The 14,735-nt window shown below is 71.1% G+C and carries 14 protein-coding genes; 6 read left to right on the forward strand and 8 right to left on the reverse strand.

What is annotated here, in order from left to right; translation table 11 throughout:
• Both CSR00_RS06575 and CSR00_RS06580 read left to right on the forward strand, forming a co-directional pair.
• Positions 1 to 295 (forward strand): PTS sugar transporter subunit IIB (locus CSR00_RS06575; protein WP_176561934.1); only part of this gene is annotated, 295 nt, incomplete at its 5' end.
• A gap of 117 nt (positions 296 to 412) precedes the next feature.
• Entirely contained in the window at positions 413 to 1,354 is a 942-nt protein-coding gene (locus CSR00_RS06580; protein WP_099021595.1) for an alpha/beta fold hydrolase, read from the forward strand.
• On the opposite strand, the gene CSR00_RS06585 is transcribed toward CSR00_RS06580, so the two are convergent.
• Positions 1,343 to 2,692 carry a flavin monoamine oxidase family protein gene (locus CSR00_RS06585; protein WP_218014432.1) on the reverse strand — a complete coding sequence of 450 codons (1,350 nt, stop codon included), beginning with the start codon at positions 2,690 to 2,692 and terminating at the stop codon, positions 1,343 to 1,345. The two genes, CSR00_RS06580 and CSR00_RS06585, sit on opposite strands and share 12 nt — an antisense overlap.
• Positions 2,693 to 2,734: 42 nt before the next feature.
• On the opposite strand from CSR00_RS06585, the gene CSR00_RS06590 reads away from it, so the two are divergent.
• Entirely contained in the window at positions 2,735 to 3,724 is a 990-nt protein-coding gene (locus CSR00_RS06590) for a TIGR03617 family F420-dependent LLM class oxidoreductase (RefSeq protein ID WP_099021597.1), read from the forward strand.
• A 42-nt stretch (positions 3,725 to 3,766) separates the two neighbouring features.
• Here the strand turns inward: CSR00_RS06590 and CSR00_RS06595 are convergent, their stop codons facing one another.
• The 3 genes from CSR00_RS06595 to CSR00_RS06605 form a co-directional block, all read right to left on the reverse strand.
• Positions 3,767 to 4,753 carry an NADPH:quinone oxidoreductase family protein gene (locus CSR00_RS06595; RefSeq protein ID WP_099021598.1) on the reverse strand — a complete coding sequence of 329 codons (987 nt, stop codon included), beginning with the start codon at positions 4,751 to 4,753 and terminating at the stop codon, positions 3,767 to 3,769.
• 72 nt (positions 4,754 to 4,825) lie between these two features.
• On the reverse strand, positions 4,826 to 5,962 hold the full coding sequence (locus CSR00_RS06600) for an Rv3169 family protein (RefSeq protein ID WP_099021599.1): 1,137 nt from the start codon (positions 5,960 to 5,962) through the stop codon (positions 4,826 to 4,828).
• Positions 5,962 to 7,134 carry a phosphotransferase family protein gene (locus CSR00_RS06605; protein ID WP_099021600.1) on the reverse strand — a complete coding sequence of 391 codons (1,173 nt, stop codon included), beginning with the start codon at positions 7,132 to 7,134 and terminating at the stop codon, positions 5,962 to 5,964. Before CSR00_RS06605 ends, CSR00_RS06600 begins: the two co-directional genes overlap by 1 nt.
• Before the next feature lie 44 nt (positions 7,135 to 7,178).
• On the opposite strand from CSR00_RS06605, the gene CSR00_RS06610 reads away from it, so the two are divergent.
• From CSR00_RS06610 to CSR00_RS06620, 3 genes are read left to right on the forward strand one after another with little or no spacing between them, the layout of a single operon-like run.
• The gene (locus CSR00_RS06610) at positions 7,179 to 7,805 is read left to right on the forward strand and encodes a TetR/AcrR family transcriptional regulator (protein WP_099021674.1); all 627 of its coding nucleotides are present in this window, start codon (positions 7,179 to 7,181) and stop codon (positions 7,803 to 7,805) included.
• Positions 7,806 to 7,808: 3 nt separating this feature from the next.
• Entirely contained in the window at positions 7,809 to 8,675 is an 867-nt protein-coding gene (locus CSR00_RS06615) for an SDR family NAD(P)-dependent oxidoreductase (RefSeq protein WP_099021675.1), read from the forward strand.
• Positions 8,676 to 8,697: 22 nt separating this feature from the next.
• A complete protein-coding gene (locus tag CSR00_RS06620) occupies positions 8,698 to 9,858 on the forward strand; it encodes a zinc-binding dehydrogenase (protein ID WP_099021676.1) in 1,161 nt (386 codons plus the stop codon).
• A gap of 1 nt (position 9,859) precedes the next feature.
• On the opposite strand, the gene CSR00_RS06625 is transcribed toward CSR00_RS06620, so the two are convergent.
• The 4 genes from CSR00_RS06625 to CSR00_RS06640 all read right to left on the reverse strand — a co-directional run bounded on the left by CSR00_RS06625 (position 9,860) and on the right by CSR00_RS06640 (position 14,723).
• Positions 9,860 to 10,672 (reverse strand): thioesterase family protein, encoded by an 813-nt coding sequence (locus CSR00_RS06625; RefSeq protein ID WP_099021601.1) that lies wholly within the window; start codon positions 10,670 to 10,672, stop codon positions 9,860 to 9,862.
• A gap of 110 nt (positions 10,673 to 10,782) precedes the next feature.
• Entirely contained in the window at positions 10,783 to 11,577 is a 795-nt protein-coding gene (locus CSR00_RS06630) for an enoyl-CoA hydratase (RefSeq protein ID WP_099021602.1), read from the reverse strand.
• A 9-nt stretch (positions 11,578 to 11,586) separates the two neighbouring features.
• On the reverse strand, positions 11,587 to 13,167 hold the full coding sequence (gene nuoN / locus CSR00_RS06635; RefSeq protein ID WP_099021603.1) for an NADH-quinone oxidoreductase subunit NuoN: 1,581 nt from the start codon (positions 13,165 to 13,167) through the stop codon (positions 11,587 to 11,589).
• The gene (locus CSR00_RS06640; RefSeq protein WP_099021604.1) at positions 13,164 to 14,723 is read right to left on the reverse strand and encodes an NADH-quinone oxidoreductase subunit M; all 1,560 of its coding nucleotides are present in this window, start codon (positions 14,721 to 14,723) and stop codon (positions 13,164 to 13,166) included. The genes nuoN and CSR00_RS06640 overlap by 4 nt, the downstream gene beginning before the upstream one ends.
• Between the last annotated feature and the right edge of the window lie 12 nt (positions 14,724 to 14,735).

Below are 14,735 nucleotides of genomic sequence, written 5' to 3' on the forward strand. Positions count from 1 at the left end.
GGGGGTGTGGGTGGGTGAGAGGGACGGGGTGGAGGCGTCGACAGTGGCCGGGGCGTCCCCCGCCGCAACCCGGGCCGAACAGCTGATCGCCGCGTTCGGCGGGCGGGACAACCTGGTCAATGTCGACGCCTGCATCACCCGGCTGCGCATGGAGGTCTCCGACCCGGGCAAAGTCGACCAGGCGCGGCTGCGCACCCTGGGTGCCGCCGGGGTCATCGAGGTCGGCAACAGCGTGCAGGCGGTGTTCGGTACGCAGGCCGAGACCCTGAAGAACGAGATCAACGAGGTGTTGTAGCGGTCCGCAGCCGGGTCGCGGCTCCCGACCCACCGGTTGGCCAGCGACGCCTCGGCGCGGTTATCCTGGTGACCCACACCCGGCGACGAGGCCGGGCCCGGCACGGAGAGCAACATCATGGGCCATCCCAGTCCGGTGCGGCCGCCCACGCAGCTGCCCCCAGGCCGTCCGGTGATCGTGCGCGGGGCCGACGGCACCCGCCTGCACACCGAGGTCTTCGGTCCACCCGACGGCTACCCGATCGTGTTGTCCCACGGCATCACCTGCGCCATCCGGGTATGGCGGGAGCAGATCGCCGACCTCGCCCGCGACTACCGGGTGATCGCCTACGACCATCGCGGCCACGGCCGCAGCGGCGTGCCGGCCCGGGGCCACTACACGCTCAACCACCTGGCGTCGGACCTGGACTCGGTGCTGGAGGCGACGCTGGCCCCCGGCGAGCGGGCCGTCATCGCCGGGCATTCGATGGGCGGTATCGCCATCGAGGCCTGGTCGGAGCGCTACCGGCACCGCGTCGAGCAGCGCGCGGACGCCGTGGCCCTGATCAACACCACCACCGGTGAGATCTTCCGCCAGCTGAATTTCCTGCCGCTGCATGCACGGCTGGCCGCCCCGCGGGTGGCCGTCGGGACCCGCATCGTGCGGACCTTCGGCGGGGTACCGGCCCTGCGCGCCGCCGAGCGGGCCAGCCGCCGGTTCGTCGCGACGCTCGCGGTGGGCCGTGACGCCCATCCGGATGTCGCCGAGTTCGTCTACGAGCTCTACGAGAAGACCCCGCCGGCCGGCCGGGGCGGTTGCGCCCGCATGCTCATGGACTCGATCGAACGGCGCCACATCCGCCTGGACGGCCTGACGGTACCGACGCTGGTGATCGGCAGCCATCACGACCGGCTGCTGCCATTGGCCGCCCAGCGCCGGATCGCGCGCTCGGTGCCCAACCTGGTGGAGCTGGTGGAACTGGCCGGCGGTCACTGCGCGATCCTCGAGCGTCCCGCGGAGGTCAACCGCCACCTGCGCGCACTGGCGGAGTCCGCCGGCGGGTCCGGATCAGGCCCGTAGCAGGGCGTCGACCTCGGCGGCGGCGCGCAGACCGGAGCGCACCGCCCCGTCGAGGAAGCCCGTCCACTCGTCGGCGGTCTCGGTGCCGGCCCAGAACACCGGGCCCACCGGGCTGCGCAGCCACCGGCCGACGGTGCTCCACGACTGCGGCGGCACTGCGGCGGTCGGCCCGCCGGGGGCGAACGGCTCCAGGCCCCAACAGTGGTCGAGGTAGTCGATCGGGTCCAGCGCCGCGTCGCCGAACAGCGCCGCGAAGCCGGCCAGCGCCCGGCTGCGCCGCTGCTCGGGGGCCAGCGCGTCGAACTCGCGCGCGTCGACGAAGCCCAGCAGCACACCGGGCCCGTCGTCGCGGGGGCTGACGTCGAAGGTGATGAACACCGGGCCGGTGTCGGACAGGGCCTCACCGGAACGGCCGTCGGAGCGCCAGAACGGAGTCTCGTAGGCGGCGTAGGCCTTGCTCAGGGTGCCCTGCGGCCAGATCTGCGTGAGCCGGGTGTGCTCGGCCGGCAGCGCGGGCGAGAAGGCGATCGCGGCGCGGTGCTGCGGGGGCACCGCCACCACCACCGCCGAGGCGGTGACCTCCCCGCGGGAGCAGCCCACCACCACGGTGCCGGGCTCCTCGTGGTCGATGGTGGTGACCACGGCGTCACATTCCACGGCGCCGTCGCCGAGTTCCTCGCTCATCCGCAGGGCGATCTGCTGGGTGCCGGCCGGGAAACGGTCCTGCTGTGCCCCGCCGGTCACGTCGAGCATGCGGTCCAGCCCGCCGGCGGCCTTGACGTAGCGCACGGCCTGCAGCATGGACACCTCGTCGGGTTCGCAGCCCCAGGTGACCCGCGACATGATCGCCATCAGGTCATGGGTGGTGCTGGAGGCCCGTACCGAGCGGAGCCACTGGGCCAGCGACTGGCCGTCCAGGCGGGCCGCCGACGCGGCGGTCCACGGCTTGTCCACCGGCACACCACGCGTGAGGCGGCCGAACTGCCAACGGATGCGGGCCACGTTGAGCAGCCCGCCCACCGACAGCGACGGGACGGTGCCCGAATACGACCGGACCCGCCCGCGCCAGTTGATCACGTTGGCGCCCGTGCAATAGGTGGGTGTGGTGGTGCAGCCGAGTTCGGTGGCCAGCCGCAGCACCGCGTCCTGGGTGGGGCCCACGAAGGTGGCGCCCAGATCGACGGGCAGTCCGGCCACCGCGCCGGTGTGGGACCGTCCGCCGACCCGGTCGCGGCCCTCCAGGACGATGACGTCATGGCCGCGGCGGCGCAGGTCCCGCGCCGCGGACAACCCCGCGAACCCCGCACCCACCACGACGACATCTGCCCGGTCACGCACACCGACCAGTCAAGCGCATTAGGCTCCCCCCGTGAAGTCCCGATGAAGATCCTGACGGCGTTGTTGGGCCCGGCCGATGCGATCGACCGGGCCCGCGCACTGCGTGAGGCCGGTGCGGCCGGGGTCTTCACCTTCGAGGGCCCCCACGATGTGTTCACCCCGCTGACCCTGGCCAGCACGGTGGGCGGTCTCGATCTGATGACCAACGTCGCGATCGCGTTTCCGCGCAACCCGATTCATCTGGCCCACCAGGCCAATGACCACCAGCTGCTGTCCGGGGGACGGTTCACCCTGGGGCTGGGCACCCAGATCCGGACCCAGATCGAGAAGCGGTTCGGCGCCGACTTCGACCGCCCCGTCGCGCGGATGACCGAACTGATCGCGGCGCTGCGGGCGATCTTCTCGGCCTGGGAGAGCGGGGAGCGGCTGAACTTCCGCGGCGAGTTCTACCGGCACACCCTGATGACCCCGACGTTCAGCCCCGGCCCGAACCCGTACGGGCCACCGCCGATCTTCGTCGGCGCCCTGGGGCCCCGCCTGACGCGGGCGGTCGCCGAACACGCCGACGGGCTGCTGGTCATGCCGTTCGGCAGCCGGCGGTTCCTGCAGGAGACGACGCTGCCCTCGGTGCGGGCGGGGCTGGCCGGCCGCGCCGGCGGGGCGCGGCCGCTGGCGCTGATACCGGAGATCATCGTGTCCGCCGGCGACGATCACACCGCGACACGGCGGCTGCTGGCGTTCTACGGTTCCACCCCGGCCTACCGCCCGGTGCTGGAGGCGCACGGCTGGGGCGCGCTGCAGGACGAGTTGAACGCGCTGTCCAAGCAGGGCCGCTGGCAGGAGATGGGCGGGCTCATCGACGACGAGATACTGCACACCGTCGCCGCCTGCGGCACCCCCGCCGAGATCGCCGCGCACATTCGCGACCGGGTCCGCGGGATCGACGACATGACCGTGGACACGGTGTGCCTCTATCAGCCCGGCGTCATCGACCCGGGGGTGCTCGGCGCAATCGTCGACGCCCTGCGGTGACTCCTACGGTGATTTCGGTGCAGCTAGTCCCGCCCAGCGGGACTAGCTGCACCGAAATCGCAGGACGACCTTGCCGTGGGCGGTGCGGTTCTCCAGCGAGGCCAGGGCCGCGCCGGCCTGCTCGGCGGGAAAGACCTGCGGCTGTGGTGCGCTGACCCTGCCCGAGGCCAGCAGCGACTCCAGCTCGTCCCACTGCTCGGCGAGATAGCCCGGGTGTGACATCGCCCAGGCGCCCCAGCCGACCCCGACCGCGTCGACGTTGTTCAGCAGCAGCCGATTGGCCTTGATCGTGGGGATCTCGCCGCCGGTGAAGCCGATGATCAGCAGCCGGCCGGCCGGCGCCAGCGAGCGCAGCGAATCGGTGAAGCGGTCGCCACCGACCGGGTCCACCACGATGTCGACACCGCGGCCGTCGGTCAGCTCCGCCACGGCGTCCTTGAACCCGTCGGCCAGCACGACCTCCGACGCCCCGGCCGCCCTGGCGATGGCGGCCTTGTCCTCGGTGGAGACCACGGCGATGGTGCGCCCGGCGCCCAGCGCCGGTGCCAGCCGCAGTGCGGACGTGCCGATCCCGCCGGCGGCCCCGTGCACCAGGACGGTCTCCCCGGGCATCAGCCGCCCGCGGGTGCGCAACGCGAAATGGACGGTGAGGTCGTTGAACAGCACCCCCGCACCGGCCTCGAAGGAGACGTTGTCCGGAAGCCGGAAGACCCGGTCGGGCGGCAGTGCGACGACCTCGGCCATTCCGTCGGTGATCATGGTCAGCCCGAGCACCCGGTCGCCGGGGAAGACGTGCGCGCCGGCGGGGGCGCTGCGCACGACGCCGGCCACCTCGCCCCCGGGCGTGAACGGCGGCTCCGGCTTGTACTGGTAGAGCCCGCGCGAGAGCAGGGCATCGGGGAAGGCCACGCCCGCGGCGTGGACCTCGATGACCACGTTGGTGTCGTCGTGGACGCCGGCGGGCTCGTCGACCTCGTTGAGTTCGATCGCATCGGGACCGTCGAGCCGGGTGATCTGGATCGCGCGCATGCCCGCCACGCTAGCCCACCGCGATTTCGGTGCAGCCGGTCCCGTCCAGCGGGACCGGCTGCACCGAAATCGCTATTCGGCGACGGTGAGCCAGTCGGCGAAGCCCGACGGGTCGTGGCGGCCCAGCGCGCCGTGTTCGAACAGGCCCCAGCCCTCGTGCTCGCCGGCGGTGTCGCGGCACACCGCCCGGCCCACGTGGTCGATCACGCCGAAGCCGGCCCGTCCCACGATGGCCGGATCGGTCATGTCGTAGGTGAGCCGTTCGGTGAACTTCTCGCCCTTCCACATGCCGTGGATCCAGTCCGGGTCCCCGCCGTAACCGCCGCCGACGTGAATCGGGCAGGGCAGCCTGGACTCCACGTCGAAGTGCACGGCCGAGCCGTCGGGTGCGGTGGCCTCGATCGTCGCGCCGGTGGGAATCCTTGTGCCCGAACGGTAGTGGATCCTGATCCGCGGCCACCCGAGCTGTTCGACGCGTCCGTCGGGGAAGATCCGCGTGCAGTCGTTGAGCGAGCGGAACCCGCTGGGGTCCTCCTGGATGATCAGCACGATGGAGAAGTGCTCGAAGGCCATCGGGATGTAGAGCCACCACATGCCCTCGAACGGCGGGTCGTCGGGCCGCCCGGGCGGCTCGGCCTCGCCGATCGGGCGGATGCCCCAGGACCGGTCGCGGCTGCCGATCCACACGTCGGGGTCCACGGTGACCAGCTGCCCGTCGACCTGCAGGTGCCCGCGCCAGGCGCCCAGCTGGGCGAACCGCTGGGCGTCCAGTGTGATCCGGTTGCCGCGCCGCATGATGTGCGGTTGTTCCTGCACCACGCCGAACAGACCCTCCCAGGTGAGGTCGGCGGCCACGCCCTCGGTCTCCTCGAGGACGATGCGCAGCCTGCGCAGCGGCTCGTCGACCTCGACCCGGTAGTTGCCGACGCGCTGGTGCAGCCGGTCGGCGTCGATCGCGTCGGACAGGTGCACCGCGGTCTGGGTGTGCCCGGAGCTGCCGAACGCCCCGTCTCGACGGGCGATCAGCAGGAAGGCGTCCTTGACCCCGAGGTTGGGGTAGTAGCCGATGCCGCTGATCACGAAGATGTCGCCGCTGCGGTCGTGGGCGTTGAAATAGGAGCGGTCGTAGAAGTTGCGGTCCGAGGAGCCCGGCCAGGCGATCGGCTGCGGGATCTGGTGAACCGGGTATTCGTCCATCGGGCCCAGCATCACGGGTGTCCTTCCAGTAGGCGTTCCAGCAGTGACCGGTGGTAGAACAGCGATTCCACGAAGTTGGGGTCGTCGGTGCGCTCGATCTCACCGAAGTGCACCCGGCGCGCCCCGGTTCGCATGAACACGCAGCACCACACCACCCCGGAGTAGATGTAGAACCAGCGCAGGTCGCCGATCTCGGCGCCGGTGAGGTCGCGGTAGGTGGTGCGCACGTCCTCCTCGCGCAGCACCCCGGGCAGCCCGGGCATGCCTGCCAGCCCGCACAGTTCCTGGAAAACCATGTGGGCGAAGATCATCCAGGCGACATCGAGCTCGCGGGGGCCGATGGTGGCCATCTCCCAGTCCAGCACCGCGACCGGCCGGAAATCGCGGTAGAGCACGTTGCCGATCCGCGAATCGCCCCACACCAGCACCGACTGCCCGGCGGCGACGTCGGTGGGGAAGTTGTCCTGCAGCCAGACCAGGGCCCGCTCCACCAGCGGGGACCGGCCGATGTCGGGTGACGAGAAGTCATACCAGCGGGTGAGCCATTCGAGCTGGCGGCGCAGCGCGGTGTCCCCGGGTGGGTTGGCCTCGGCGAGGTAGTCGAACCGGCTCGCGGCATCGGGGATCGCGTGCAGCTTCGCGATCACCTCCACCGTGGCGTCCTGCAGTCGGCGCTGCTGTTCGGGCGTGGCGTCGGCGAACCAGTTGTTGCCGAACGTGTAGGGCATGACGTCGGGGGGCACCACGCCCTCGACGTGGTCCATCAGGAAGAATGGGGTGCCCAGTACGGTGCCGGTGTTCTCCAGCCAGCGCACCCGCGGCACCGGCACGTCGGTCAGTTCGCCGGCGGCCCGCATGACGTCGAACTGGTGGTCCAGCCGGTAGGAGGAGAACACCGGAACGTCGTCGTCGGTGGGGGCGACCCGGGCCACCCACTTCTGTTCGCGGGCGACGCCGTCCTCGGTCCAGCGCCCGGTGAGCATGATGGTCTCCGAGGACATGCCGTTGGAGTCGATGCCGCTCTCCACGGTGATGTCGGGGGTGACACCCCCGGGCATGACGGAGGACAGCCAGTGCGACAACACCGTCGGCAGGGTGGTCAGGTCACGACTGGAGCGCTGCAGATGGTCGACCTCCGATACGGACGTGTCGACACCGCTGTCGACGGTCTGGTCACTGGCCACGGTACTTCCTCCGCTGCAAATACGATACGGTTGGTAGCGTTATGATGAAAGCAGGCTCGTCATCGCTTGACAAGACCCCGGGGGCGGGGCGGCCCCGCGACCCGCGTATCGACGCTGCCATACTCGCCGCCACGGCGGACCTGCTTGTCGAAATCGGTTACGCGAACCTGACGATGGCCGCCGTGGCCGAGCGGGCCGGCACCACCAAGACGGCGCTGTACCGGCGGTGGTCCGGCAAGGCCGAGCTCGTGCACGAGGCGGCGTTCCCGGCCGCCCCGACCGCACTGGCGGCGCCCGCCGGCGACATCGCCGCCGACGTGCGCGCGATGATCGCCGCGGCCCGCGACGTGTTCACCACACCGGTGGTGCGCGCCGCGCTGCCCGGGTTGATCGCCGACATGGCCGACGACCCCGACCTCAACACCCGGGTGATGGGCCGGTTCACCGAGGTGTTCGCCGCGGTGCGGGAGCGCGTGGCCGACGCCGTCGCCCGCGGTGAGGTGCACGCCGACATCGACCCCGACCGGCTCGTCGAGGTGATCGGCGGCGCCACCCTGCTTCGGATACTGCTGGCGCCCGGCCCGTTCGGGGATGGAGAACTCGGCGACGACTGGGTGGATCAGACCACCGCCATAGTCGTCCACGGGGTCGTCCACCAAGTGAGGAGATAGGTGATGGGTGTCCGGCTGAACGGACGGACCGCGATCGTCACGGGCGCCAGCAGGGGGCTGGGCCGCGCGATCGCGCTGGCCCTGGCCGCACAGGGCGCCGCGGTGGCGGTGGCGGCCCGCACCGAACGGGTGTGGAACGACAAGCTGCCCGGAACCATCGGCGACACGGTCGCCGACATCGAGGCCGCCGGCGGCCGCGCCGTGGCGATTCGTGCGGATCTGACCGACCGCGACGACCTGCCCCGCCTGGTCGAGCAGGCCCGCGCCGCGTTCGGCCCGGTCACCCTGTTGGTCAACAACGCCGCGTTCACGGCGCCGGGCCGCCCGCCGCGGCCCGGCGCCACGCGGGCCGCCGCGGGGCCGCCCACGACGGCGGCCCCGCGCGCGGACTGGCCGCCCTTCGTCGGCACCCCGGTGCACGCGTTTCGGCGGCACTTCGAGATCGCGGTGTTCGCCGCCTACGAGCTGATGCAGCTGGTGGTCCCGGACATGATCGACGCCGGGGGCGGCGCGATCGTCAACATCAGCTCGGTGGCCTCGCGGATTCCCGGGGCGGGCCCCTACCGCGACTTCTCCGGCGGTGTCCTGCCCGGCTATGGCGGATCCAAGGCGGCGCTGGAGCATCTGACCGAATCGGCGGCCTACGAGCTGCAGAGGCGCAACATCGCGGTCAACGCGCTGTCCCCGTCGCAGGCCATGCTGACGCCGGGATTGTCGTACTACCGCACCGATTTCGACGACGTCGGCTCGGAGGAGGATTTCGCCGAGGCGGTGGTGCGGCTGGCGCTCGTCGATCCGCAGACCGTCACCGGTCGGACCATCGGCCACCGGCAGGTGCTCGATGGCAGCTTCGATCCGTTCGGACCCTGAAGGAGGGAACACGATGGACACCATGAAAGCCGTGAGCTGCCTGCACGGGGAGCTGTCGGTGGTGGAGTTGCCCACGCCCCGGCCCGGGCCCGGCCAGTTGGTGCTGGACGTGCGGCGCTGCGGCATCTGCGGCTCGGACCTGCATGCCCGGGTGCACGCCGACGAACTGACCGGGGTGATGTCGGCGGTCGGCTATGACGGGTTCATGCGCGGCGACACCCCGGTGGTGCTGGGGCACGAGTTCTGCGGTGAGGTGGCCGAGCGGGGGCGCGGCGTGGGCAAGGCGTTCAGGCCCGGGACCCCGGTGGTGTCCTTCCCGCTGCTGCGCGCCGACGGCGAGGTGCACCTGACCGGATTGTCGCCGCTGGCGCCGGGCGGCTATGCCGAGCGGGTGCTGGCCGAGGCCTCGATGACGTTCGCGGTTCCCAACGGGCTGGATCTGGACACCGCCGCGCTCACCGAACCGATGGCGGTTGCACTGCATGCCGTGCGCCGCAGCGAGATCGGGCGCGGCGACGTCGCGGCCGTGGTGGGCTGCGGCCCGGTCGGGCTGGCCGTCATCTGCCAACTCAAGGCCCTCGGTGTGGCGACGATCATCGCCAGCGACTTCTCCGCCCGACGCAGGGAACTGGCCACCCGGTGCGGAGCCGACGTCGTCGTCGACCCGGCGCTGGACTCACCGTATGACGCGATGGCCGAACACCGGGGCGTGTTCACCTCGGCCGCCTCGCTGTATTCGTTGGGGGTGGGCTCGATGGAGAGGATGCGCCGGCTGCCGGGGTGGGCCAGGCTCTACCGGCTCGCGGACCGCCTCGGGGCGGCCGGCCCGAAGCGCCCTGTCGTCTTCGAATGCGTCGGGGTGCCCGGCATGATCGACGCGGTGGCCGCCGAGGCGCCGGTGGCCACCCGGATCGTGGTGGTGGGGGTGTGCATGGAGGTCGATCGGCTGCGCCCGGCGATCGCGATCGGCAAGGAACTCGACCTGCGGTTCGTGTTCGGGTACACGCCGCTGGAATTCCGCGACACCCTGCACATGCTGGCCGACGGCAAGCTGGACGCCTCCGCGCTGGTCACCGGGACGGTCGGCCTGGGTGGGGTCGAGGCCGCCTTCGACGCGCTGGGCGCGCCGGGCCGGCACGCGAAGGTCCTGATCGACCCCGCCAGTGCCGCCCTGACGGTCTGAGTCAGGCCCGGGCCGGGGTTCCGGCGAAATGGGGGTTCGACACCGAGGTCGTCACACCGGCGCCGATCTGCCCCACGGTGTCGAAGAGGGCGGCGGTGCCGGTGGCCACGCCGCCGGCGCTGCAGTGGGTCAGTGCGGCCAGCCCGATGTAGGGCCCCTCGGGCAGGCGGCACAGGGTCAGGGTGTAGTCGGCGTTGATGAACCCCAGCCCCGCCGTGGTGAAGTTGGTCATCGAGGCGGTGACGTCGACGGCCATCGCGGCGCGCACGAACGGCGAGATCTCCTCGCCGTCGACGAGTGCGCGGATCTCACGCAGCCAGGCGTAGCGCGGACCGTCGTGTTGCCACTCGAATCCGCCGCCGCCGTGGTCGGGATCGCGGCCGTAGGCGCGGATGAACATCGGGACCGAGGTGTCGAACCGCTCCGGCTCCGCGGGCAGCGGCGGTATGGAAACGGGGGTGCTCCAGGGGGTTTCGGGTGGTTGCTCACCGCCGCGAAGGTAGAGCGCCGACGCGCGTGCCACCGTCTCGCCGCGTTGGGTCATGACCGCGTCGATCGCCTGCATGCGCCGGCCGACCCGCAGCACCTCGGCGTCGACGGTGACCGGTTCGGTGGCCACCCGGCGCAGGATGTCCACCGTGAGCCGGGCGGGTACGAGCTCCGGATCGGCGCGACGGCCCTCGACGGCGCGGGCCAGCAGGCCACCGACCACCTGACCGCCCAGCGTGGGGCCCCAGCCGCCCTGGGCCACCTCGTGGGGGACGAAGGTGTCGCCGTCGGGCACGAAGAAGGGCGTCAGGCTGGCGGTCGGCATGGCATGTCCTTGCTGCGATCCTCGCGGAGGCTGATACGGGAAAACTTACAGTAGTGGATTCTGCAGGCGCCGGCGGCGCGGGGGAGTGTGCCGCCGCCGGGGCGGTGCCGTCAGGACGGCGTGATCTGCTGCTTGTTGCGCCGGCTCACCGAACGGAACTGCTGACCGAGACCGGCGAAGTCGCGGGACTGCGCCCCGGCGATGTCCTGTTCGGCGCGCAACGCCGGTTCGATGAGCGGATCGAGCCCGCCGCGGTAGATCGCCTTGAGCCCGGCCATGGTCGGCGCGGGCACCTCCGCGATGCCGGCGGCCAGTTCGACCGCGCGGTCGAGCAGATCGCCGTGCGGCACCACCTCGGTGACCAGTCCGATGCGTTCGGCGCGGGCGGCGTCGACGACCTCGCCGGTCATGGACAACCGGCGTGCCATGGCCGCACCGACCAGTCGCGGCAGGCGGGCGGTCATGCCGCCGCCGGGCAGGATCCCCACCCGCGCGTGCGTGTCGGCGAAGACCGCCCGCTCCGAGGCGATCAGGAAATCGCACGCCAGCGCCATCTCCAGCCCGCCGGTGAACGTCGCACCGTTGACCGCCCCCAGGATCGGGGTGGCCAGCTCCGCGGGTTTGGTGATGCAGTTGTGCGACCGGAACTCCCCGAAGTACTCGGTGCCGAGCCGCTGGGCCTCCTTGAGGTCGACGCCGGCGCAGAATGCCGGGTCGGTGCCGGTCAGCACGATCGCGCGCACGGCCGGGTCGGCGTCGGCATCGGTCAGCGCATCGAAGAGCGAGTGGATCAGTGAACGGTTCAAGGCGTTTCGCGCCCCGGGCCGGTTCATCGTGACGATCCGGACGGTGCCGTGGCCGGAGATCTGGTCTGCGGGGTGGTCGGCGATGAGGACGGGCGTCATCCGATGACGCTAACGGACGAACTGCGTCGACTCGTTGGCCAGGTCGAGCAGCGGTTGTGGCAACGCGCCCAACGCCAGCGTGATGGCCGCGGTCAGGGTCACCGTCGCGGTGCTGGTCCAGCTCGGGGTCACCACCTCGGGTGCGTCCTCGGGCGGGTCGGTGAAGAACATCAGCACGATCACCCGGACGTAGAAGTAGGCGGCCACCGCGCTGGCGATCACGCCGACGATGACCAGGGGGATCGCCCCGCCCTCGCCGGCGGCCTTGAACACCGCGAACTTGCTGACGAACCCGCTGGTCAGCGGGATACCGGCGAACGCCAGCAGAAACAGCGAGAACACCACTCCCACAACGGGATAGCGACGTCCCAGGCCGGCCCAGTGCGCCAGCTCGGTGTCCTCGTGCCCGGAGCGGTCGCGGACCAGGCTGACCACCGCGAACGCCCCCAGCGTGGAGAACCCGTAGGCGAACAGGTAGAACAGCGTCGCGGAGACACCGCTGTCGGTGAGTGCGATCACGCCGGTCAGGATGAACCCGGCGTGGGCCACCGCCGAGTAGGCGAGCATGCGTTTGACGTCGTTCTGGCTCACCGCCGTCACCGTGCCGACCACCATGGTCGCGATCGCCACCGCCCACAGCACCGGGCGCCATTCCACGTGCAGCCCGGGCAGGCCGACGTAGAAGATGCGCAGCATCGCACCGAATGCGGCGATCTTGGTGGCCGCGGCCATGTAGCCGGTGATCGGGGTCGGCGCACCCTGATAGACGTCGGGAATCCAGGAGTGGAACGGCACCGCGCCGACCTTGAACAGCACGCCGACGGCCAGCAGGCCCATCCCGATCAGCGCCAGGGACGCGTTCCGGGTGTCGGTTCCGCTCTCGACGGCCGCGGCGATACCGGTCAGCGAGAACGTCCCGCTGTAGCCGTAGAGCAGCGCCATTCCGTACAGGAAGAAGGCCGAGGAGAACGCGCCAAGCAGGAAGTACTTCAGGGCGGCCTCCTGGGAGAGCAGCCGGCGGCGGCGGGCCAGCCCGCACAGCAGATACAGCGGCAGCGAGAGGACCTCCAGCGCGATGAACATGGCCAGCAGGTCGTCGGCCGCCGGGAAGAGCAGCATGCCGCCGGTGGCGAACATGGTCAGCGGGAAGACCTCGGTCTGGGTGATGCCGGCCCTGGCGGCCGTCTTCTCGGCCACGCTTCCCGGCACCGCCGGAGCCTGCGGGGTGAAGGCGTCCAGCCCGCCCGCGCCGCCGTCGGGATCCTCCGCGGCCGGTATCCGCCGCTCGGCGATCAGCAACACGCCCAGCAGGCCCACCAGCAGGATCGTGCCCTGCAGGAACAGGGCCGGGGCGTCCACGGCGACGGCGCCCAGCACCGCGACCCGGCCGGTGCCGGCCAGGTGGCGGCCCAGCACCACCACGGCGACCAGGGCCGCGGCCAGGCCGCCCAGTGCCAACACCAGTTGCGCACGGTAGCGGGCGGCCCTCGGCAGCAGTGCCTCGACGAGCACCCCGGCCACGGCGACACCGAAGACGATGAGCAGGGGGGAGAGCAGGCCGTACTCGATACTCGGTGTGGGGAGACTCATTTCACCGGACCTTCCGCCACCCGGGGTGCCGGGTCGTGCTGATCGATCGTGGTCAGGGTGTGATCGACCGCGGGGTTGATGACGTCCAGGGCGGGTTTGGGATAGACCCCCAGCACCAGCAGCAGCGCCACCAGCGGCGCCACCACCGCGATCTCGCGCGGCACCAGATCACGCAGCCGCTCGTTGCCGTCGCGGACCGGGCCGGTCATCATGCGCTGGTAGAGCCAGAGCACGTAGACCGCCGAGAGCACCAGCGCACTCGACGCGATCACCGCGAACACCGGGTAGCGGGTGAACGTGCCCAGCAGCACCAGGAACTCGCTGATGAACGGTGCCAGACCCGGCAGCGACAGGGTGGCCAGCCCGGAGATCAGGAAGGTGCCGGCCAGCACCGGCGCCACCTTCTGCACCCCGCCGAAGTCGGCGATGAGCCGGCTGCCCCGCCGCGACACCAGGAACCCGGCGACCAGGAACAGTGCGGCCGTGGAGATGCCGTGGTTGACCATGTAGAGGGTGGACCCGGCCTGGCCCTGGCTGGTCATCACGAAGATGCCCAGGATGATGAAGCCGAAGTGGCTGATCGAGGTGTAGGCGATCAGGCGCATCACGTCGGTCTGGCCGATGGCCACCACGGCGCCGTAGACGATCCCGATGACGGCCAGGGCGATGATCGCGGGACGGAACAGCATCGACGGTTCGGGGAACAGCTGCAGGCAGTAGCGCAGCATGCCGAAGGTGCCGACCTTGTCCATCACCGCCATCATCAGCACCGCCGAGGCCGGGGTGGCCTCGGCGGCCGCCCCGGGCAGCCAGCGGTGCAGCGGCCACAGCGGGGCCTTGACGGCGAAGGCGAACATGAAGCCCAGGAACAGGGCGTTGAGGACGGCGGGGCTGGCGCCGAGCGTTCCCGCGGAGACCGCGTCGACGACGGCGCGGAAGTCGAACGTGCCGGCGGCGAAGGCGCCGCTGGTGGCGGTGACCACATAGAGGCCGATCACCGCGGCCAGCATGATCAGCCCACCGAACAGGTTGTACAGCAGGAACTTCACCGCGGCCTTCGACGCCCGCTGCGGGGACGCCCCGAACCCGCCGATGAGGAAGTACATCGGGATGAGCATGGCCTCGAAGAACACGTAGAACAGCAGCACGTCGAGGGCCACCAGTGACATCAACACCATGCCCTCGACGGCCAGGATCAGCGCCACGTAGCTGTGCTCGGAGCGCCCGGCCAGGCCGCTGCGGCCGGCGGCGTCGTTCCACCCGGCCAGCAACAGGATGGGGACCAGCACGGCGGTCAAGACGACCAGGGCCAGCGCGATGCCGTCGACGCCCAGGATGTAGCCGGTGCCGAACGACGGAATCCACTTGTAGTCGACGACGAACTGGTAGCGGTCGCCACCCGGATCGAAGCGCACCGCCAGCACCGCGGTGACCGCCAGCACCGCCACCGCCACCGCCAGCGCCGCGTACTTGGCGGCCAGCCGCGCCGCCGGCGGCAGCACGATGATGATCGCGGCCCCCACCAGGGGTACCGCCCACAGAACCGTCAGCAGCATCGCGTCACCACA

This window comes from Mycolicibacterium palauense, from assembly GCF_002592005.1.
Classification (GTDB): Bacteria; Actinomycetota; Actinomycetes; order Mycobacteriales; family Mycobacteriaceae; genus Mycobacterium; species Mycobacterium palauense.

Coding starts and splice junctions, on each gene's coding strand:
- CSR00_RS06580 (WP_099021595.1), top strand. CDS start 413: ATGGGCCATCCCAGTCCGGTGCGGCCGCCCACGCAGCTGCCCCCAGGC.
- CSR00_RS06590 (WP_099021597.1), top strand. CDS start 2,735: ATGAAGATCCTGACGGCGTTGTTGGGCCCGGCCGATGCGATCGACCGG.
- CSR00_RS06595 (WP_099021598.1), bottom strand. CDS start 4,753: ATGCGCGCGATCCAGATCACCCGGCTCGACGGTCCCGATGCGATCGAA.
- CSR00_RS06600 (WP_099021599.1), bottom strand. CDS start 5,962: ATGCTGGGCCCGATGGACGAATACCCGGTTCACCAGATCCCGCAGCCG.
- CSR00_RS06610 (WP_099021674.1), top strand. CDS start 7,179: ATGAAAGCAGGCTCGTCATCGCTTGACAAGACCCCGGGGGCGGGGCGG.
- CSR00_RS06615 (WP_099021675.1), top strand. CDS start 7,809: ATGGGTGTCCGGCTGAACGGACGGACCGCGATCGTCACGGGCGCCAGC.
- CSR00_RS06620 (WP_099021676.1), top strand. CDS start 8,698: ATGAAAGCCGTGAGCTGCCTGCACGGGGAGCTGTCGGTGGTGGAGTTG.
- CSR00_RS06625 (WP_099021601.1), bottom strand. CDS start 10,672: ATGCCGACCGCCAGCCTGACGCCCTTCTTCGTGCCCGACGGCGACACC.
- CSR00_RS06630 (WP_099021602.1), bottom strand. CDS start 11,577: ATGACGCCCGTCCTCATCGCCGACCACCCCGCAGACCAGATCTCCGGC.
- nuoN (WP_099021603.1), bottom strand. CDS start 13,167: ATGAGTCTCCCCACACCGAGTATCGAGTACGGCCTGCTCTCCCCCCTG.
- CSR00_RS06640 (WP_099021604.1), bottom strand. CDS start 14,723: ATGCTGCTGACGGTTCTGTGGGCGGTACCCCTGGTGGGGGCCGCGATC.